Genomic DNA, 20522 nt, shown 5'->3' on the forward strand with positions numbered 1-20522 from the left:
CATGGAATGCAAGACCTTACATCCCTATTTACAATTATTGGTAACATCCGGACGTTGCGCGGCGCGCCGGAATGTACAAGAGGTAGGTTTCAGGGCTTTAATACATGTGTTTCAGATTGAAAGCGTAGCAGATCGCCATGAATATGCTGAAAAACACACCGGCCATCGCGGTGATGACGCCCATCCAGCCGCCGATCATCAGTAAAGGCGCCGCAAATGCGACGGCTAATCCGCCCAGATAGAGGTAAAATCCCCGTTTTTGAAGATTCCACATCAGGTACGCCGCGTACAGCGAGAGCGATTCGAAAATGAGCATGATAATGGCGCCTGTCTTGATATTTTCGGCGGTCGTCTGCCCGATCACCGCTTCAAACATCCTGTCCATCGTTTTGGCTTCGGCGGTTTGCTGCTGGCGGTCGAGGTTTTCGCGGACGGCTTCGAACGTTTCGCGCGTTTTGTCGGCGGTAATGCCCGGGTTCCAAAGTCTTTCGGACTGGGTCCAAAGCCCCGAAACCGAGCTCATGAAGGTAAGAAAACACAAAATCGTAAGGAACGTGGGGCGGTTCACAGCAGCACTCATTCAGTTAGTAAAGGATCAGCAGGTTTTCTGATGATGGATGTAAAATTTGCCGTTTTCGGTGAAAACACCAAAGGCATTTGAATATTCTTCCGACGGGTATACATTTGTCGTTTTTTAATCCAATCAAAACTCAAACTTTCTAACAAACGGTACTTATGAGCCTTCAAATTCTGACTGATCGTATTCAAAACATTCTGGGAACCGATAGCGGACTGGATGCCACAGCCAAATTTGTGACCGACGAGGGGGTGCTGTTCGTGGATGGCAAATCGGTACCGAACAGCGTTTCCAACACCGACGCGGAAGCGGACTGCACGTTTGAAGTATCAGTGAAAAATGCATTGAAACTCATCGACGGGGACCTGAACGCGATGATGGCGCTGATGACCGGTAAACTGAAAATAGATGGCGATATGGGCGTGGCGATGAAGATCGCAGAAACCTTCGGACGCCGATAGTAGGCTTTGGTGCCGGATGCCTTTTTTGTGATACATCAGTTTTTCAACAAACGATCACACAGGCATGGACAACCACGAAAAGGCATCCGGAAACACCACTAACAGAAGGGATTTTATGAAAGCCGGCGCATTGGCTGCCGGTACGCTGATGATCGTCCCGCGCCATGTACTCGGCCGCGGGTTCATTCCGCCAAGCGACAAGCTCAACATCGCCGCCGTCGGCTGCGGCGGCAAGGCGGATGTGAATATCCGGCAGGCCTACAATAATGGTACAGAAAACATCGTGGCGCTGTGCGACGTCGATGACCGCCAGTCCGAAAAGTACCGCAAGCAATTCTCCAAGGCACCTTATTATAAGGACTTCCGTAAAATGTTCGAGAAGGAGGCCAAAACCTTCGATGCCGTGCTCGTGACCACGCCCGACCATATGCATTACCCGATCGCGATCGCGGCTATGGAACTCGGCAAGCACGTGTATGTGGAAAAACCATTGACCAAAGACATCTGGGAGGCGCGGAAACTGACCGAAGCCGCCAAAAAATACAAGGTAGTAACCCAAATGGGCAACCAGGGCAGCAGCAGCGACGGGACGCGCAATACGGAAGCGCTCGTTCAATCGGGCGTGATCGGGGATGTGCATACGATCGAGGTGTGGACCGACAGGCCCGTGTGGCCGCAGGGCGTGCAATCGCCGAAAGACAGGGGCGAATCCCAGCCCGTACCGGCGGGCGTCGACTGGGACCTGTGGCTCGGTACCGCCCCGAAACGTGACTACCACGAAGCTTATATGCCGTTCCGCTGGCGCGGTTACTGGGATTTCGGTACGGGCGCATTGGGCGATATGGGCTGCCACTTCCTCGACGTGCCTTTCCGTGCATTGAAACTGGGCTATCCCACCTCGGTGGAATGCAGCGTCGGCTCGGTGTACGCCGATTTTTTCCAACAAGCTTTTTTCGACGACGTGGCACCGCCTTCGGCCAATATCCATTTAAAATTCCCTTCGAAAACACCAGGCAAAGAGGTCAACCTGAACTGGTACGACGGCGGCATGCGCCCGCAACTCCCCGACAGCTGCGATTACCAGGGTATTTTCGGCAGTGTGGACGGCGGAATTATGTTCATTGGAACAAAAGGCATTATCAGCGCGCACATGTTCGGCGAGAACCCGCGGCTATGGCCTGAGAAGAAATTCGAGAACGTCCGCGTCGCCACGAAGCCGCGCGCATTGGTGCAGGGCAGCTGGGAAGGACATCAGCAGCAGTTTGTACAGGCTTGTAAAAAGGGGCATGGTGCTTATACGAGTTCCTCCTTCGACCAGTCCGGGCCCTTGACGGAAATTGTGCTCATGGGCAACCTGGCCGTGCGCTCGTACTTGCACCGCGAGGCGAAGGCGGACGGGAAGGGCTTTACCTTCCCCGGGCGCCAGCGGCTGATGTGGGATGGGGCGAATATGAAAATCACCAACTTCGATGTAGCGAACCAGTTTGTGAAAAGGGAGTACCGGAGTTTTTAAAGCTCCAACTCCCGTAAATACATCTGGATCGTATTTTCCAGTCCTATATATAATGCATCGCAGATCAATGCGTGGCCAATGGAAACTTCATCGAGCCAGGGGATGCTTTGTTTCAAAAAATGCAGGTTATCCAGGCTGAGGTCGTGGCCCGCATTGAGTCCGAGGCCTACTTCGCGCGCTTTTTCGGCGGCTTTGACAAACGGCAGTACCGCTTTCTGGCGGTTCTCGAAATAGCCCGCCGCAAATGGCTCTGTGTAAAGCTCCACACGGTCGGCGCCGCAGATTTTGGCGCCTTCCACCATGTCTTCATCGGGATCGACGAATACCGAAACCCGTATCCCGGCCGATTTGAATGTGCCGACAAGGTCGGTCAGGATACTCCGGTGGGTGATGGTATCCCAGCCTGCGTTGGAAGTAATGGCGCCGAGCGCATCGGGTACCAGCGTCACCTGGTCGGGTTTGTTGGCGAGCACCAGTTCCACAAATTTCTTTTCCGACGGGTTGCCCTCGATATTGAACTCGGTGGTGACGAGCTCGCGCAGGTCGTACACATCCTGGTAGCGGATATGCCGCTCGTCGGGGCGCGGGTGGACGGTAATGCCCTGCGCGCCAAATCGCTCGCAGTCAAGCGCAACTTTCAATACATTGGGATTGTCACCGCCACGAGAGTTGCGAAGGGTGGCGATCTTGTTGATGTTTACGCTTAGACGGGTCATGGTACTTTAATGTTGAATGAGTGAATGAGTGAATGTGCCGCCGTGGAACGGTGAATGTGCCGCCGTGGAACGGTGAATGTGTGCGTAAGTAGTAAAGTCAGGTGTTAGTCAGGCATTGTAAGTAAATGTCGGGTATTGTCAATTAGGCATAGTTGTGTGACCCGGTCGCCGGAGCGAAGCGTGAGTTTTGATTCTTTGAGATGACTTTTCAAGTGAATCACTAACTTTGCCGGTCTGTTACAAATTTAGCATTTGAGTACTTAAAAACACTTTTGAAGCTAATTTTTGACCAAAATCAATGCAATTCGCTCATTCAGTCATTCAAAATTGATCGATTCAATCATTCAACATTAAAGTAACATGTCCCTAAAAACCCAAGTAGAATCCGGCATCAAGGACGCGATGCGTGCTAAGGACCAGGATACATTGCGTGCATTGCGCGCGATCAAGTCATTGATTTTGCTGGAAGAAACCAAAGGCGGCGCGAGCGGAGAACTTTCATCCGAGGACGAGTTGAAGCTTCTGACCAAAGCCGCCAAGCAGCGCCGCGAGTCTGCCGATATTTATAAAACACAAGGCCGCGCCGACTTGCTCGAAAAAGAAGAAGCGGAACTGGCCGTGATTGAGCAGTTTTTGCCTAAGCAGCTGACCGAAGACGAAGTAAAAGCCAAATTGCAGGAAATCATCGCCCGCGTGGGCGCATCCGGGCCTTCGGATATGGGCAAGGTCATGGGCGTCGCTACCAAAGAACTGGCCGGCCAGGCCGAAGGAAGGGTTGTTTCCACATTGGTGAAGGCATTGCTCGCATGAAATTACTGGATGTGCTCATCCTCCTTCCCTTGCTTTGGGGCGCATTACATGGTTACCGCAAAGGCCTGCTGATCGAGATCATCGGGATTCTGGGCATGGTGGTAGCCATGGTTTTGGGTTTCAAATTTCTGGGGTTGGGGATGGAGGTCCTCACGCCGTATTTCAGCGAGGGCGTCGCACGGAAAATCCTGCCTTATGTAGGTTTTTCGGCGATCTTCTTTCCTACTATTTTTTTGTTGAACCAATTCGGCTACACCATCCGGCGGTCGCTGCGGTACTCCATACTCGGTACTTTCGACAGTTTTGCCGGCGCGATGGTGGGCGTTTTTACCTGGGTTTTCGGGATCAGCGTGTTCTTCTGGCTGGTCGATGCGATCGGCGTGAAAATACCCGCACACCGCACCGAAGACACTTATCTCTACCCGCTCGTGGTGCCCGTAGCGCCTACGGTGATCACCAAAGGACTGTCGCTCATGCCCAAAGGCACCGACATTATCCGCGAATGGAAACGCGATTACCTCGAAGATTGAACTTTCGAATTTTCCTCCGGGTTAAGCTTTCATCATTGACATTCAGTACCTTTGCAGAAAATTACAGTTGAATGCCCTGTGTGTTTGACAGATTATAGCAGAAAATGACCACGATACAGCAAAAGCAGGACATCCGTAAACTCAACGTCGACCAGATCAAAACCTGGATGACCGAACGCGGGGAGAAGGCTTTCAGGGCAAAACAGATATATGAATGGATCTGGAAAAAATCGGCCCATTCTTTCGAGGAAATGACCAACCTCTCTCTGGCCACGCGCCAGCTGATGAACGAGCATTTCGTCATCCATTCACTCGAAGTCGCTAAAAAGCAGCATAGCAACGACGGTACGATCAAATCCGCATTCAAACTTTTTGATGGTAACCTCGTGGAAGGCGTGCTCATACCCGCCGCCGACCGCATGACCGCCTGCGTGAGCAGCCAGGTTGGGTGCTCGCTCACGTGCAAGTTCTGCGCGACGGGCTACATGGACCGCAAGCGCAACCTCGAAGCCGGCGAAATTTACGACCAGGTAGTAGCCATCGCGCGGCAGGCCGAGGCGACTTTCAATGCCCCATTGACCAATATCGTGTACATGGGCATGGGCGAGCCGCTGCTGAATTATGCCAATGTCCTTCAATCGATCGAATACATCACCTCGCCGGAAGGGCTCAATATGTCGCCCAAACGCATTACCGTTTCGACTGCCGGCATTGCGAAGATGATCAAGAAGCTGGCGGACGATGAAGTACGGTTCAGGCTGGCATTGTCGCTGCACGCGGCGAACGACGAAAAGCGGAACCAGATCATGCCGATCAACGAGTCGAACTCGCTCGATAACCTGGCCGAAGCATTGAACTATTTTTATAAGAAAACCGGCAACCGCATTACATTCGAGTACATTGTCTTCAACAACTTCAATGATACTTTGCAGGATGCCAGGGAGCTGTGGGAATTTTGCAAGCGCGTTCCGGCCCGTGTAAACATTATTGAATACAACCCGATCGCGGAGGCTGACTTCAAAAATACCGAGGCCGACCGGCTGGATAAATTTGCCGCTTTCCTGGAAGACAGAGGGGTTTCGGTGCATGTGAGAAGGAGCAGGGGCAAGGATATCGACGCCGCTTGCGGGCAGCTGGCTAACAAAGAAACAAACTGAGATAAGGCCGACTTAACAATTTCTTAACATTGGGTCGGTCGTTTATAACTAGTTTTGCGTCAATAATTCAACCTATCAACTTCTTTTATGTTTGGTCTTGAAACCGACATTTTCCTCCTCCTCGCGTTTAGTATTTTAGCGGCCTGCGCATTCGAATTTGTCAACGGTTTTCACGATACCGCCAATGCGGTGGCAACGGTGATTTACACCAATTCACTGAAACCGAATGTGGCGGTCATATGGTCGGGTTTTATGAACTTTTGTGGCGTATTCTTCGGAGGGATAGCCGTTGCAATGGGGATTGTGAACCTGCTTCCCGTGGAGCTGCTCATTGACCAGAACGTCTACCACAGTGCGGCGATGGTGTTTGCGCTGCTTTTCAGCGCCATTATCTGGAACCTGGGTACCTGGTACTTCGGCTTGCCGAGTTCCAGCTCGCATACGCTCATCGGGTCCATCCTCGGCGTAGGTCTTGCTTTTACATTAATGCCTGAAAATACCCAGGGAACGGGCGTGAACTGGTCCAAAGCGGAAGAACTCTTCATGTCGCTGCTCAGCTCGCCAATCTTCGGTTTTGCATTGGCGATCATTATCATGTTCATATTGAGAAGGTCGCTTTCCAAGCCGCTTCGCGAAGTGGTTTTCAGCGAGCCTAAAAAGAATGAAGCGCCACCGATCTGGATCCGCGCCATTCTGATCACCACTTGTACGTTGGTGAGCTTTTTCCACGGTTCCAACGACGGCCAGAAGGGCGTCGGCCTGGTAATGCTCATTCTGATCGGTATCGTCCCTGCGCATTTTGCATTGGATAATTCGAAAGATCCTATCGGTATGAAGACCGACCTCATCGGCATCGAGCAAGCCGTAGGCCGCATCGATACGACGCGCCTTTCGATTACGGACCGCAGCCATTTGTCGACCGTCAAAACAGAACTGACGCATTTGCAGGCGCAGATCAACCACCCGATGCCGGAGCACCGTCTTCCAAAAGAAGAAAGAATGGAAGCACGCCGCTCGCTTTTGCTCGTGAGCCGCAATATCAAAACGATTCTCGACAATGGCCAGGCTAACCTGAATGCTACTGATCTTGCGTTCCTGAAAAAACAATCCGGCAGCGAGCACGGCATCAGAAGATACACCGATTACGCGCCGGACTGGGTAATCCTTATGATCTCACTCTCCCTCGGCCTTGGAACAATGGTAGGCTGGAAGCGTATCGTGGTGACGATCGGCGAGAAGATCGGTAAGCAGCATTTGACTTACGCACAAGGTGCTTCCGCTGAATTGGTAGCGGCGAGTACGATCGGGGTGTCCTCTTATATGGGACTTCCGGTGAGTACGACGCACGTACTTTCCTCGGGTATCGCGGGGTCGATGGTAGCGAGCAAGGGTGTGAAGAACCTGCAAGGCGGTACGATCCGTAACATCGTGATTGCGTGGGTACTGACCCTCCCGGTGAGCATGCTGCTATCGGGTACGCTATACGCATTCTTCCGCTGGATATTCTAAAAGACCTTATTTTACATGGATAAAAAGCCGTCGGGACCGTTCCCGGCGGCTTTCGTTTTTGTGGTGGGGCCGCACTTTCTTTGCTTTGCATTGGTTTAATATCGTAAATTCGGCATGGATTTTTGATAGTACTTAAAAGCCAATTATTCACCATAATGACTACAATTGAAGCGCAGGTAAACCGCTACGGATATGTGACGGAAGCAATTGCGGAAGATATCGATCTCGTTGCGGAGATCAACCGCTTGAAAAAAGAAAAGAACGCGGTGATCCTCGCGCACTACTACGTGGATGCGGAAATCCAGGACCTGGCCGACTATATCGGCGACAGCCTCGGGCTTTCACAGCAGGCCGCGGCGACGGATGCGGACATGATCGTGTTCTGCGGCGTGCATTTCATGGGCGAGACCGCCAAGGTGCTGAGCCCGCAGAAAAAGGTAGTGATCCCCGATCTGAATGCAGGCTGCTCGCTGGCGGACTCGGCCCCGGCCGATAAGTTTGCGGCTTTCAAAGCGCAGTATCCGGACCATATCGTGATCAGCTATATTAACTGCTCGGCGGAGATCAAAGCATTGACCGACATCGTTTGTACTTCTTCGAATGCATTGCAGATTGTGGAAAGCCTGCCGAAGGATCAGAAGATCATCTTCGCGCCGGATGCGAACCTGGGCCGTTACGTAGCCCATAAAACCGGCCGCGACATGGTGCTGTGGGATGGTGCCTGCATTGTGCATATCGACATTTCAAGGGAAAAACTGGCACAATTGCGCGAGGAGCACCCCGACGCATTGCTCATCGCCCACCCGGAATGCAAGGAGGATATTCTGAAACAGGCCGATTTCGTGAGCTCCACGACCGGGCTGTTGAAATTTGTCAAAGACTCGCCGCACGAGAAATTTATCGTAGCTACCGAGGCGGGTATTTTGCATAAAATGAAACAATCGGTGCCGGACAAAAAGCTGATCCCCGCGCCGGGATCGGATAACAACACCTGCGCGTGCTCCGAATGCCCGTATATGAAAATGAATACGCTCGAAAAGGTATATAATGCGCTGTATTACGAGCAGCCGGAGATTTTTGTACCCGAGGACATCCGCCTGAAAGCTTATGATTCCGTGGCACGTATGCTGGAACTGAGCAAAGGCATCTGACACCCGATATAAAACCCTATTCCTGAAATTATGCCCCAGTTTGATTTTCTGATTATCGGTTCGGGAATTGCCGGACTTAGCTACGCAGCCAAATTAGCCCGCCATTTCGATGAACTGAAACAGGAAGTGTCCATCGCCGTGATCACCAAGGTCCAGGCCGATGAAACCAATACCAAATATGCCCAGGGCGGCATCGCGGTCGTCTGGGCCGAATCCGATTCGTTTGAAAAGCATATTCAGGACACGATGGACGCGGGGGACGAGGTCAATAAGCGGCATATCGTCGAAATCGTCGTGCGGGAGGCGCCGGAGCGCATCCAGGAGCTGATCGACTACGGGACACGTTTCGATAAGGAAAAGGGCGGGGAATACGATCTCGCAAAAGAAGGCGGGCATTCCGATCACCGCATTCTGCATTTCAAGGACATTACCGGGGCGGAGATCGAGCGGGCATTGCTTGAAGAGGTCAACCGGCACAAGAGCATCCAGATTTTCACGCATTACTACGCAGTGGAGCTCATCACGCAGCACCATTTGGGCGAAACCGTTTACCGCTACCGCGAGGATATCAAATGCTTCGGGGCCTATGTGCTCAACCGGCAGACTGGCGAGGTGGAGAAGTTTTTAGCCAAAACCACACTGCTCGCCACCGGCGGTATCGGGAACATCTACCAAAGCACCACCAACCCGACCATCGCGACCGGCGACGGCATCGCCATGGCCTATCGCGCCAAAGGCATTTGCGATAATATGGAATTTATCCAGTTCCACCCGACGAGCTTCTACGAGCCGGGCCAGAAGCCTTCGTTCCTGATTTCGGAAGCCGTGCGCGGTTTTGGGGGTATATTAAAAAGAGCGGACGGGAGTACCTTCATGGAGAATTACGACGCGCGCCTGTCACTGGCCCCCCGTGATATCGTGGCCCGGGCCATCGACTCCGAAATGAAGAAAAACGGGGTGGACCACGTGTACCTCGATGTCCGGCATCTCGACTACGAAAAGTTTTTGGAACATTTCCCCAATATCACCGAATACTGTCTCCAACAAGGCATCGATGTACGAAAGGACATGATCCCCGTCGTGCCCGCGCAGCATTATATGTGCGGGGGCGTAAGGGTGAATGAATGGGGCAAGACAAATATCGAATTTCTGTACGCGGTAGGGGAATGCTCCTGCACGGGCTTGCACGGCTCCAACCGCCTGGCCTCGAACTCCCTGCTCGAAGCGGTGGTGTTCGGGCACCGCGCCTATGAAAGCACCATCGAGCATTTCGAAAATGCGGTAATGCCGCTGAATATCCCCGAATGGGACGACTCGGGTACCACGCACCCGGAAGAGCAGGTACTCGTAACCGAAATGACCCGCGAACTGAACAGCATCATGTCCAACTACGTGGGCATCGTCCGCACCGACCGCCGTCTGAAACGCGCCTATGACCGCCTCGAACTGCTGCACCAGGAGCACGAGGATCTGTACCGCGAATCGAAGGTGTCGGTAGCGATATGCGAGCTGCGCAATATGATCTCGGTTTCATACCTGATCATCAAAATGGCGATGGCCCGACGTGAGAACATCGGGCTGCATTACAATGCCGACCACGTGTAATTTCAGGGTTTCGGGCTTTGGGCGAGCACATTCCTGCTTCGGCGGGTAACCGCCTTCCGCCATACATTTTCACCCACTTTCTGGCCCAAATGCGTGCCTTCCTCCACGCCGTCGCGGTAGTGGATACCGCCGTATACCCGGCTGATGGACGCGTCCCAGTATGCTTCTTCAAACGATTTGAAGGATTTAATGCCGTGCCCGTACTTCTTCTCCGTGGTATCGGTGAACGCTACATTGCTTCCGATCAGATGCGTGAGCACCACACCGCAGGCGGCCGAAATGGAGCTGTGCCCGCTTACATATTCGGGAAATGCGGGTGTTTCCAGGAATGGGCGCCAGTTAGGGTCCCAGTTATTATTGATCACTGTTTCAGGCCGGATGCGGACGGTGCGGTATTTCTCGTCCCAGCAGGCAATAAACGAATCGTAAATCGCCAGCGCGCCCAACGTATAGGCTTCTACCGACTGCATCAGGTCGAGTTTTTTGTCCGTTGATACCGTTCGTACGATCGCCATCCAGTGACCGGCGGGTGTCATTTTTTTATTGGCAAACATTGCATGACCAACGACATTCGTCACAAAGGCATTGTCGTCCCAGAAATAGGCCGTGGCTTTCTGGTCGTCGGTCAGGTTTTTTCCCGTGTTATAGACTTCCATCGCGAGCTCCATGAACTTGCTGTCTTTGGCGAGATCGTATTTGGCCGGCGGCGGGCAGCGGAATTGCGTCACCGAGTCGAGCGCAAACGTCCTAACGGTATTCCACATAGGTTCGCAGGCGTCCGCGTACGCAGGGGGCGTAGGCACCCAGGTACCTGGTTTATTGGTCACCGTATAGCGATAACCGCGTATCTCTTTATAGTGGTCTTTGGCCGCATAAGCCATTATATGCTTCGCCACGGTGTCGCCGTATGCGATGGAGCGTTCATATACGTCCTCCGGAATACCCATGTCCTGGTATTTGGCAAAAAGGTCCTTTTCGTAGGTGTCCCACATGTTGCCGGAGAAAGTGAGCGTACGGGCCACCACGGTAAATGCCTTGACGCTCGCCAGCGGAAAACAGTAGGCGAGGGAGGTGTCCGGCCGCGGAGGTGATTTGAATTTAACAAGCTGATCTCCAAGTGATTGGTAGTCGGCATGGCCGGGCGCTAGTGCCTCGTAGGCAGCCAAAAACGAATAGCCGTAAATGCGGCTGGCCACCGGTGGTTTGAAAATATCGTGAATGATAACGTCGGTCAGGTAGGTGGCCGTTTCATGGAAAAGCTTCGGGTCGGCCGCCCTGGCATTGTACTCGTCCGGCGATGACTCTTTTTTACATCCGAAAACAAGCGGTAGAAACAAAAGGGAGAGTAAACGGAACTTCATTCGATATGGATGGGAATTTGTAACTGAAATGCTCTACGAATATAGCAAGAAATAGGAATTCGGTGATAATTCTGTACAAAAGAGTGATCGTTTGTAACTTATATATCACCAAATGATAAAAAATGTTCGAAGGGTGCCATTATTTATTGTTATTTTTTAAGAATGCATATTCATTAACCGGGAAACCTTTTTTTTGTAAAAAAATTAATATCTTTTTGTACAATCAAACGAGTATATCACACCTAATGGTACTTCTTCTACAATCAAATGGAGTATCTGAATACAATTGTGTATGATGTACACTGTTTGATCCTGAACTCTGATCGATGGAAGTAATCACCCTAACGCCTACCAAGTACCTATGTAAAGAATTCTCCAATCCACTCTTTTTTTTAAGCCGCCCGGACCGGATTTCACAAGAAATCACCGGCTGACTCTACGTTCCGTGCTTATACGGTTAAGCAAGCATTCTTACTACAACTTTTTAATCTAACTATTAATCTATGAGATTTTCTACTGGATGGACGCCTCGTGCTGTATCACGAAGTGTTTTTTCTCTTTGTCTCGCGCTGGTGACCGTGGTGGGCGCATTTGCCCAGAACACGATCAAGGGTAAGATCAAAGATGAACAGGGACAACCGCTGCCTGGCGTAAGCGTTGTCGTGAAGGGGACCACCGCAGGTACAGTAACCGACAACGAGGGCCTTTACACAGTGAATGCCGAAAGAAACGGCACGCTGGTATTCTCGTTTATCGGATACCTTACACAAGAAATCGCGGTAGGCGGTAAAAGTATCGTTGACGTGACCCTCGCGGCGGACACCAAGGCACTTGAAGAGGTGGTCGTGGTAGGTTATGGTACCGCCAAAAAAGCAACGCTGACCGGTTCGGTAACAGCGGTGAAAGGTGCCGAGCTCCAAAAAGCGCCTGCTGCCAACCTTTCCAATACATTAGGCGGACGTCTGCCGGGTATTTCAGCGGTACAATCCAGCGGTGAGCCGGGTTACGATGGTTCGGCCATCCGTATCCGCGGTACCAACTCACTGGGTAACAGCAACGCGCTGATTGTAGTGGACGGTGTCCCCAACCGTTCAGGCGGTCTGGACCGGATCAACCCGGCCGATATCGAAAGTATTTCGGTACTGAAAGATGCGGCGGCGGCGATCTACGGTTCACGCGCCGGTAACGGGGTTATCCTCATCACCACCAAACGCGGTAAAACGGGCAAGCCACAGATTTCATACGATATGAACCTGGGTATTTCGCAGCCTACGCGTACACCCGAAATGTCGAATGCAGTCGAATACGCGACAATCCGCAACGAATTGCAGATTTACGACAACCTGCCCGTAGGACAGTGGCAAGGTGCATTGCAAGGCTTCAATACAAACGGCTCGTATACCAGGACTGATAACGGGAACGTACTGAATGCGGTTTACAAACCGGAGGATATGCAGAAATTCAGAGATCAATCGTCTCCGCTGCTTTATCCTGATACCGACTGGTACGGATCTGTGCTCCGCAAATGGGCGCCTCAGCAACGTCACAACCTGCAATTGACAGGTGGTAGCGAAAACATCAAATACCTCGCTTCATTGGGTCACATCAATCAGGATGGTTACTATATCAACTCTGCAACAGGTTACAAGCAGTATGATATGCGTATCAACCTGGATACGAAAATTAACAAGTACATTACAGCGAACCTGGGTGTTACATTGCGTGAAGAATTCCGTCACTTCCCGTCGGGAGGTAACAGTGCGGGTGCGATCTTCCGTATGCTGATGCGCGGTAAACCGACCGAAATCGCGATCTGGCCGGACGGACGTCCGGGCCCGGATATCGAAAACGGTCAAAACCCTGCGGTAATTACTACCAACACAACGGGTTACAACAACGACAAGCGCGATTATATCCAAACCAACGGTGGTCTTGAAATCCAGGTGCCAGGCGTACCAGGATTGAAAATCAATACGATGGCTGCGCTCGATAAGCAACTGCGCCGCGTGAAAAACTTCGAAACGCCCTGGACGCTTTATTTCTGGGACAAGAAGACTTTCGAAGCAGATGGCACCACTCCGTTGCTGACGGGGACCGTTCGTTCGACTTTCAAAGACCCGCGTCTGACAGAAACTTCTGCGCAAGAACTTTCTATTCAGCTGACCGGTCAGGTGTCTTACGAAAAATCGATCGGTGGACATAACTTTAATGTAATGGCCGGTGTTCAACGCGAGAAAGTAGATGCTGACGGTTTCTTCGCATTCCGCCGCTACTACATTTCACCGGTTGTCGACCAGCTTTTTGCCGGTGGTACTGCTGAGCAAAACATTGATAACTCAGGTACCAACCGTGGCGATCTGTACAGACGTGCACGTTTGAGCTACTATGGCCGTGCAGGTTACAACTTCAAAGAAAAATATCTGGCCGAGTTCCTGTGGCGCGTAGATGGTTCCTATGTATTTCCTAAAGAAGGTCGTTTCGGTTTCTTCCCGGGGGTATCGGCCGGATGGCGTATTTCGGAAGAAGGTTTCTGGAAAAACAGCATTTCCCGGTACGTAAACAATGTAAAACTACGTGCTTCGTGGGGACAAATGGGTGCAGAACCTTACTTCCTCGGAACGGAAACATTGGCAGAGTACCAATACCTGTCGACAATGGGCTTCGGAAGCTACATTATCAACGATCAGGTGGCAAGAACTTTGCTGGAAACACGTATTGCTAACCCAAGCTTTACCTGGGAGGTCGCAAACAACACCAACTTTGGTATCGAGGGTACTTTGCTGAATGACAAACTTTCTTTCGAGTTTGACTATTTCGTGAACAACCGTTCAAAAACACTGATCCCGAAAGCGGGTTCTACGCCTTCATCAGTCGGTATCGATGGCCGTCTTCCGCCCCAAAACCTTGGAAAACTGGTGAACAAAGGATGGGAATTTAAAGTGAGCTACGACGGCAATGCGGGTGATTTCACTTACTCTGTGAGCGTAAACGGCGGTTATGCCAAAAACAAGATCACTTTCTGGGACGAAACACCAGGTGCTCCGAGCTATCAGCGCACGACAGGAATGCCTTACAACTCATTCCTCATGTACAAATTCGACGGTGTTTTCAAGGATCAGGCGGAAATCGACGGCAACAAGCTTGATTACAGCCCGATCACAGGTAACCTTCGTCCGGGAGACATGAAATTCCAGGATATTAACAGTGATGGTAAAATCAATGGCGATGACCGTGTCCGTTCCGACAAAACGCAACGTCCTTGGTTTACAGGTGGTGCGTCCATCAACTTGGGCTACAAACAGTTCGACCTGGCGATGTTGTTCCAGGGAGCAATGGGTGGCTTGCAACTTGTAGGCTTGACAGAATCCGGGGACATTGGTAATTATCTGAAATACGATTATGACCACCGCTGGACCATCGATAATCCAACAAGCGAGTATCCACGTTTGACTAACCGTAACAACAGGTACTATACCAACGTCGGCTCTGGTAACGGTTTCACCGGCGGTAGCGGTGGTGGTATCAACGACTACTTCCTGAAAAGCAACAACTACCTGCGTTTGAAAAACGTCGAAATCGGCTATAACCTGCCATCGGAAATCGGTTCGAAAATCGGTTTGAGCAATTTCCGGGTTTACGTGAACGGTTTGAACTTCATCACTTTCGATAAGATCAAAGTGTGGGACCCCGAAGCAACAACGACGAGCGGCCAATACTATCCGCAGGCAAGAGTTCTCAGCGCAGGCGTACGTGTAGCATTTTAACGATTAAGAAACATGAAATTGAAATATAAAAGTCTATTGCTAATTGCCTTGCTGGGCGGAGGGCTTGCGTCGTGCGACACTGATTTTCTGGATGTGACGCCGCCAACGGAAATCCCGAGCGAAGAAGCATGGAAAGACGGTGCTTTGGCAGAAGGTTTTGTGACCGGTATCTACGCGGGTCTTCAGCAGGGTGGTTTCAGCGAGCAAATGCTCGCGTCGCTGACCGACGAAGCCGTGTTTACCCACACGGGCCGTAACATCAACACCGTAAACGAAGGGAGTTTGAGCCCGTCCAACCTCGGTTGGGTGGATGATACCTACGGCTGGGGCCCGATGTACACCCGCATTCGTGCTACCAACATCGCGCTGACGAACCTGGTAACAGCTACATTCTCGGACGAGACGCTGAAAGCACGTTTGAAAGGCGAAGCCTACTTCCTGCGTGCCTACTATTACCAGCAGCTGATTCGCTATTACGGAGCGGTGCCAATCATCAAAAAAGTGTACGCGCTGAACGAAGACTACTCCGTTCCCCGCAATACCTGGGACGAATGCGTGAAGCAGATCGTGAGCGACGCAGATAGCGCAGCATTGTTGCTGGATGGTAAAAACCTGGCGAAAGGTCGCGCTAGCAAAGCCGCCGCCCTGGCACTGAAAGCACGTGTGTTGCTTTACGCTGCGAGTGATTTGCACGATGTTCCTACAATGAAGGCGAAATCGGCGGCCCTTGCCGCTTTCACGAACCCGGAATTCCTCGGTTATACCTCCGGCGACCGTAAGGCGCGGTGGACCGCTGCGCAAGCCGCAGCGAAGGCTGCCCTGGATGCCAGCGGTAATGGTTACAAATTGAACCTGACGGCTCCCGTAACCCCGGAACAAGGCCGCCTCAATTACATCTCACTGGCAATGGCCGGCGCCAGCGCGGACAAATCGCTGGATGCTTCGGCCAACGATATCGTTTTCGGACGCTACTTTACCCCAAGCCAGAACGAAGGTGCACGTCAGACCGGTTTGAACAACGGTCCTAACGGCTACCACAACTGGGCTGGTAACACGCCGATCGGAACGCTGGTAGATGATTACGAAATGATGGATGGCACGCCATTCTCGTGGACTAACCCGACGCACAAGGCAAGCCCTTACGTAAACCGCGACCCACGTTTCTACGCAACTGTCATGTACGACGGCGCTAACTGGAAACCACGTCCTTCCGATGCGAAAGACCCTGCCAACCAGGTTCAGACGGGTGCTTACGACCTGCTCGACGATAAAGGTGTGCTGTTCAACCGTAAAGGATTGGATACCCGCAGCAGCTCTATCGAAGACTGGAACGGTAGCCGTACCGGTTACTACATGCGTAAGTTCATCGATCCGAACCCTTCTCTGTACGACAACACCGACCGTCAGAACATCCCGTGGCCATTCATCCGGGTGACTGAAAACGTGTTCAACTACATCGAGGCGAGCATCGAACTAGGCGAAGAAGCAGTTGCATTGGAATGGCTGAACAAGATCCGCTTCCGTGCCGGTATGCCCGCGCTGAAAGTGTCGGGAGCCGCTTTGAAAGAAGCTTTCCGTCATGAAAAACGCATTGAAATGGCATACGAAGAACAACGTTACCATGATGCACGCCGCTGGATGGTTGCGCCTGCTACATTGGGCCGCTCGCTGCAGTACATCAACGTGATCGGTAAGTTCAAAGCTGGAAAGTCGATGAAGGAACCATATCACTATGATCCAACGGTTTATGATTACACCTACACCCCGGTAGAGGAGAAATCCCACGAAAACCGCACCTGGGTGGACAAGATGTATTTCCGTCCGTTCAGCCGCGACGAAATGAACCGTAACGCAAAACTGGTCCAAAACCCCGGTTACGATAAATAGTTATATTTTATTGACTAATTTTACAGAAACTATGCCTTGGCTTACAAGGCATAGTTTCTTTTTTTATTCCTTCAAAAACTCTTCATTCCTGTTATGAAGCAATTATCGCCCTGGAAAGCAGGCAGCATGATCCTGATCGCTGGACTGGTTCTTTCCGGTTGTGACAAATCCTCCGATTCCCAAGAAAATAAAAAGCCTTCCGACGGACCGCCGCTCTTCACGCTCCTGGACCCCGGACAAACCAAAATCGATTTCGCCAATACATTGACCGAAGGCCTGAACACGAATGTGCTCATGTACGAATATTTTTACAATGGCGGCGGCGTGGCGGTAGGCGACCTGAATGGCGACGGGCTGGAAGACATTTACTTCACCGGCAACATGGTGCCCAACAAGCTGTACCTGAACAAGGGTAAAATGGTGTTCGAAGACATTACGGCCATCGCGCAGGTGGGCGGTCGCGAGCGGCCGTGGAAAACCGGCGTGACGATGGCGGATGTGAATGGAGATGGCAAACTGGATATTTACGTGTGCTACTCCGGCGCCGTGTCGCCCGAAAGCCTCAAAGACCAGCTTTTCATCAACAAAGGCAACAATGCACAGGGCATTCCACAGTTTGAAGAAGTAGCGGAGCAATATGGCCTCGGTACGCCGAGCAACAGCACACAGGCCGCATTTTTCGATTTTGATAAAGACGGGGACCTCGATATGTTCCTGCTCAACCATAATCCCAAGGCGCTTCCGATCCTCGACGAAGCCAGCACGGCCGACATTCTTAAAAAAGAAGACCCCGTTACCGGCGTCAGGCTTTTCCGCAACGACCCGCAAAACGGCATACCGCATTTCTCCGATATTACCACCAAAGCGGGCATTCACAGCTCCCAGCTGACCTACGGCCTGGGCATCGGCATTGCCGACATTAACCAGGACGGCTGGCAGGATATGTACATTTCCAACGACTATTCCGTGCCGGATTTTCTGTACATTAACAACGGCAACGGCACATTCACCGACGTGCTCGACGCGGCCATCGGGCATACGTCGCACTCGTCGATGGGTAACGACATTGCCGATTTCAACAACGACGGCCTCCCCGACATCTTCACGCTCGACATGCTGCCGGAGGATAACCGCCGGCAGAAGCTGCTCACGGGGCTGGATAACTACGAATTGTTCGATTTCAATGTCAAAATGGGCTTTCACCACCAGTATATGCGCAATATGCTGCAACTGAACGAAGGGCTGGGCAAGGGAACGAAAAAACCGGTATTCTCGGAAATAGGGCAGCTTTCGGGGGTGTCCAACACCGATTGGAGCTGGGCCTCCCTGTTTGCAGACTATGACAACGACGGCTGGAAGGACCTTTTCATCACCAACGGAAACCTGCGTGACTTTACGAATATGGATTTCGTGAAGTTCATGGGCGACCATTTGAAGCGCATTGAAGGGCAGGTAAAACGCGAGGACGTGCTGCAACTCGTGTACCAGATGCCGTCTTCGAACATGAAAAATTACCTTTTTCACAACAAAAAAGACCTGACGTTCAGTAATGTAGCCGACGCCTGGGGCCTGGGTGAAATCTCCAATTCCGGCGGTGCCGCCTATGCCGACCTCGATAACGACGGCGACCTGGACCTGGTCGTGAACAATATCAACAAGCCGGCGTTCATTTACCAGAACGATGGTGATAAGTATTTGAAAAACAATTATTTAAAAGTAAAACTTACCGGAAGCGGGCAGAATACCCAGGGCCTCGGCGCGAAGGTGGCCATTTACCAGAAAGGCCAGCAGCAATACCTGGAACAAATGCCGACGCGCGGCTACCAGTCGAGCGTGTCGCCGGTGCTGCATTTCGGGCTCGGTAAGGATGGCGGCGTGGATTCGCTGGTGGTCACCTGGCTGGATGGGAAGGTGGAAAAGGTGATTAATCCCAAAGCCAACACGACACTGGCGCTTTCGCAGGCAAATGCGAAGGGCTACCAGAAGCTGGAAAGGCCCGCAGCGCCTGTATTCGCGCCGGTGGCTTCGCCGATCGCATTTAGAAGCCCGGCGGTGAAAATGAATGATTTCAAACGCCAGCCATTGCTCATTAACCCGATCTCCTTCTCGAACCCGTGCATGCGCAAGGGTGATGTGAACGGCGACGGGCTGGACGATGTGTTCATTGGCGGTACCTCCGGCGAGGCGGCGAAATTGTACATCCAGCGAAAAAGCGGCGCATTCACAGCCAAAGCCGTTCCCGGATTCGAGGCCGACAAGCGCAGTGAGGATACCGACGCCCTGTTTTTCGATGCGAACGGCGACGGTGCGCAGGATATTTTCGTAGCAAGCGGCGGGTATGGCAGCTTCCTGCCCGAAGATCCGTTGCTCCAAAGCCGCCTCTACCTGAACGACGGCAAAGGGAATTTGACTAAAAGCGCAGGCGCATTGCCCGCAATGCTCACCAGCACCAGCTGCGTGCGTACGGCCGACATCAACGGCGACGGCAAGCCCGACCTTTTCGTAGGCGGCCGCGTGGTCCCCGGCCGGTACCCCGAGGCACCACGCAGTTATATATTGATCAATGATGGTAAGGGTAAGTTCACCGATCAAACGGCGAGCCTCGCAAAAGAACTGGAACGAATCGGTCTTGTAACCGACGCGGCCTGGACGGACTTAAACGACGACAAAAAGCCCGACCTGATCCTCGTGGGCGAATGGATGCCGGTGACGGTTTTCATCAATAACAATGGAAAACTTGAAAACAGAACGACCGAATATTTCGACAAGCCTTACAATGGCTGGTGGAACAAAATCCTCGTCGAAGACCTGAATGGTGACGGTAAGGCAGATCTGGTGATCGGTAATATGGGCACCAACACCCAATGCAAGGCCAGCGACGCCGAGCCCGTGGAAATGGTTTACAAGGATTTCGACGACAACGGAAATGTGGACCCGATCATGAGTTTTTATATTCAGGGCAAGAGCTACCCGTACGTTACGCGCGACGAGCTGCTGGACCAGATGAGCATCATGCGGACCCGTTTCCAGGATTACAAAAGCTACGCGGACGCGACCGTGAAGGAAGTCTTTACCAAAGAAGAACTCGAAGGCGCCCGGGAACTGAGAGCGAATTACCTGCAAACGGCCTATTTTGAAAGGAATGGCACGGCGAAATTCTCCGAAAAGGCATTGCCGCTGCAAGTGCAGATTTCGCCCGTTTACACGATTACGTCGCTGGATTATAATGGCGACGGCAAAAAGGATCTGCTGCTTTGCGGGAACGTAAGCAAGGCGCGGCTCCGGTTCGGGAAATATGATGCCAATTACGGCATTTTGCTGAAAGGCGACGGCCGCGGGCAGTTTCAGTATGTGCAGCAGGATCAGTCGGGACTGGGCTTGAAGGGCGATGTGCGGAGCGTACTGCCGCTGGGTAACAAAGTATTATTCGGGATTAATCAACAGGAAATAAAAGCATATCAAATTGGTAAAGTTCAGTAAC

14 protein-coding genes are annotated in these 20522 nt (G+C 52.0%); 11 read left to right on the forward strand and 3 right to left on the reverse strand.

The window, feature by feature from the left end:
• Window positions 1–97 precede the first annotated feature (97 nt).
• The gene (locus tag H144_RS0110985) at window positions 98–580 is read right to left on the reverse strand and encodes a hypothetical protein (RefSeq protein ID WP_229207882.1); all 483 of its coding nucleotides are present in this window, start codon (window positions 578–580) and stop codon (window positions 98–100) included.
• A gap of 155 nt (window positions 581–735) precedes the next feature.
• Between H144_RS0110985 and H144_RS0110990 the strand changes: the two genes are divergently transcribed.
• Both H144_RS0110990 and H144_RS0110995 read left to right on the forward strand, forming a co-directional pair.
• The gene (locus H144_RS0110990) at window positions 736–1038 is read left to right on the forward strand and encodes an SCP2 sterol-binding domain-containing protein (protein ID WP_019942111.1); all 303 of its coding nucleotides are present in this window, start codon (window positions 736–738) and stop codon (window positions 1036–1038) included.
• A gap of 64 nt (window positions 1039–1102) precedes the next feature.
• Complete coding sequence (locus H144_RS0110995) at window positions 1103–2551, forward strand: Gfo/Idh/MocA family protein (protein WP_019942112.1); 1449 nt, start codon at window positions 1103–1105, stop codon at window positions 2549–2551.
• On the opposite strand, the gene H144_RS0111000 is transcribed toward H144_RS0110995, so the two are convergent.
• Window positions 2548–3267 carry a pyridoxine 5'-phosphate synthase gene (locus tag H144_RS0111000; protein WP_019942113.1) on the reverse strand — a complete coding sequence of 240 codons (720 nt, stop codon included), beginning with the start codon at window positions 3265–3267 and terminating at the stop codon, window positions 2548–2550. The genes H144_RS0110995 and H144_RS0111000 overlap by 4 nt on opposite strands.
• Before the next feature lie 360 nt (window positions 3268–3627).
• Here H144_RS0111000 and H144_RS0111005 point away from each other — a divergent pair, with 360 nt between their 5' ends.
• From H144_RS0111005 to nadB, 6 genes are all read left to right on the forward strand, one after another.
• Window positions 3628–4077, forward strand: a complete 450-nt coding sequence (locus H144_RS0111005) for a GatB/YqeY domain-containing protein (protein WP_019942114.1) — start codon at window positions 3628–3630, stop codon at window positions 4075–4077.
• Window positions 4074–4607, forward strand: coding sequence for a CvpA family protein (locus H144_RS0111010; RefSeq protein ID WP_019942115.1), 534 nt, complete (start codon window positions 4074–4076; stop codon window positions 4605–4607). Before H144_RS0111005 ends, H144_RS0111010 begins: the two co-directional genes overlap by 4 nt.
• Window positions 4608–4711: 104 nt before the next feature.
• On the forward strand, window positions 4712–5764 hold the full coding sequence (gene rlmN / locus H144_RS0111015; protein WP_019942116.1) for a dual-specificity RNA methyltransferase RlmN: 1053 nt from the start codon (window positions 4712–4714) through the stop codon (window positions 5762–5764).
• An 87-nt stretch (window positions 5765–5851) separates the two neighbouring features.
• Entirely contained in the window at window positions 5852–7273 is a 1422-nt protein-coding gene (locus H144_RS0111020) for an inorganic phosphate transporter (RefSeq protein WP_019942117.1), read from the forward strand.
• 155 nt (window positions 7274–7428) lie between these two features.
• Window positions 7429–8424: a quinolinate synthase NadA gene (nadA, locus tag H144_RS0111025; RefSeq protein WP_019942118.1), complete on the forward strand. Its 996-nt coding sequence runs from the start codon at window positions 7429–7431 to the stop codon at window positions 8422–8424.
• Window positions 8425–8454: 30 nt separating this feature from the next.
• Window positions 8455–10029, forward strand: a complete 1575-nt coding sequence (gene nadB / locus H144_RS0111030; RefSeq protein ID WP_019942119.1) for an L-aspartate oxidase — start codon at window positions 8455–8457, stop codon at window positions 10027–10029.
• Window positions 10030–10031: 2 nt separating this feature from the next.
• Here the strand turns inward: nadB and H144_RS0111035 are convergent, their stop codons facing one another.
• A complete protein-coding gene (locus H144_RS0111035; RefSeq protein WP_019942120.1) occupies window positions 10032–11390 on the reverse strand; it encodes a vanadium-dependent haloperoxidase in 1359 nt (452 codons plus the stop codon).
• A 503-nt stretch (window positions 11391–11893) separates the two neighbouring features.
• Between H144_RS0111035 and H144_RS0111040 the strand changes: the two genes are divergently transcribed.
• The 3 genes from H144_RS0111040 (at window position 11894) to H144_RS0111050 (ending at window position 20521) form a co-directional block, all read left to right on the forward strand.
• Window positions 11894–15154, forward strand: coding sequence for a SusC/RagA family TonB-linked outer membrane protein (locus tag H144_RS0111040; protein ID WP_084599940.1), 3261 nt, complete (start codon window positions 11894–11896; stop codon window positions 15152–15154).
• Between the two features lie 12 nt (window positions 15155–15166).
• A complete protein-coding gene (locus H144_RS0111045) occupies window positions 15167–17041 on the forward strand; it encodes a RagB/SusD family nutrient uptake outer membrane protein (RefSeq protein ID WP_019942122.1) in 1875 nt (624 codons plus the stop codon).
• A gap of 93 nt (window positions 17042–17134) precedes the next feature.
• Window positions 17135–20521, forward strand: a complete 3387-nt coding sequence (locus tag H144_RS0111050) for a VCBS repeat-containing protein (RefSeq protein WP_019942123.1) — start codon at window positions 17135–17137, stop codon at window positions 20519–20521.
• Window position 20522: the final 1 nt, after the last annotated feature.

Source organism: Dyadobacter beijingensis DSM 21582, from assembly GCF_000382205.1.
In the GTDB taxonomy this organism is placed as follows: domain Bacteria; phylum Bacteroidota; class Bacteroidia; order Cytophagales; family Spirosomataceae; genus Dyadobacter; species Dyadobacter beijingensis.

What these genes read in the sequence shown, in the direction of transcription:
- H144_RS0110985 (WP_229207882.1), bottom strand. Translation starts at nt 580, where the DNA reads ATGAGTGCTGCTGTGAACCGCCCCACGTTCCTTACGATTTTGTGTTTT.
- H144_RS0110990 (WP_019942111.1), top strand. Translation starts at nt 736, where the DNA reads ATGAGCCTTCAAATTCTGACTGATCGTATTCAAAACATTCTGGGAACC.
- H144_RS0110995 (WP_019942112.1), top strand. Translation starts at nt 1,103, where the DNA reads ATGGACAACCACGAAAAGGCATCCGGAAACACCACTAACAGAAGGGAT.
- H144_RS0111000 (WP_019942113.1), bottom strand. Translation starts at nt 3,267, where the DNA reads ATGACCCGTCTAAGCGTAAACATCAACAAGATCGCCACCCTTCGCAAC.
- H144_RS0111005 (WP_019942114.1), top strand. Translation starts at nt 3,628, where the DNA reads ATGTCCCTAAAAACCCAAGTAGAATCCGGCATCAAGGACGCGATGCGT.
- H144_RS0111010 (WP_019942115.1), top strand. Translation starts at nt 4,074, where the DNA reads ATGAAATTACTGGATGTGCTCATCCTCCTTCCCTTGCTTTGGGGCGCA.
- rlmN (WP_019942116.1), top strand. Translation starts at nt 4,712, where the DNA reads ATGACCACGATACAGCAAAAGCAGGACATCCGTAAACTCAACGTCGAC.
- H144_RS0111020 (WP_019942117.1), top strand. Translation starts at nt 5,852, where the DNA reads ATGTTTGGTCTTGAAACCGACATTTTCCTCCTCCTCGCGTTTAGTATT.
- nadA (WP_019942118.1), top strand. Translation starts at nt 7,429, where the DNA reads ATGACTACAATTGAAGCGCAGGTAAACCGCTACGGATATGTGACGGAA.
- nadB (WP_019942119.1), top strand. Translation starts at nt 8,455, where the DNA reads ATGCCCCAGTTTGATTTTCTGATTATCGGTTCGGGAATTGCCGGACTT.
- H144_RS0111035 (WP_019942120.1), bottom strand. Translation starts at nt 11,390, where the DNA reads ATGAAGTTCCGTTTACTCTCCCTTTTGTTTCTACCGCTTGTTTTCGGA.
- H144_RS0111040 (WP_084599940.1), top strand. Translation starts at nt 11,894, where the DNA reads ATGAGATTTTCTACTGGATGGACGCCTCGTGCTGTATCACGAAGTGTT.
- H144_RS0111045 (WP_019942122.1), top strand. Translation starts at nt 15,167, where the DNA reads ATGAAATTGAAATATAAAAGTCTATTGCTAATTGCCTTGCTGGGCGGA.
- H144_RS0111050 (WP_019942123.1), top strand. Translation starts at nt 17,135, where the DNA reads ATGAAGCAATTATCGCCCTGGAAAGCAGGCAGCATGATCCTGATCGCT.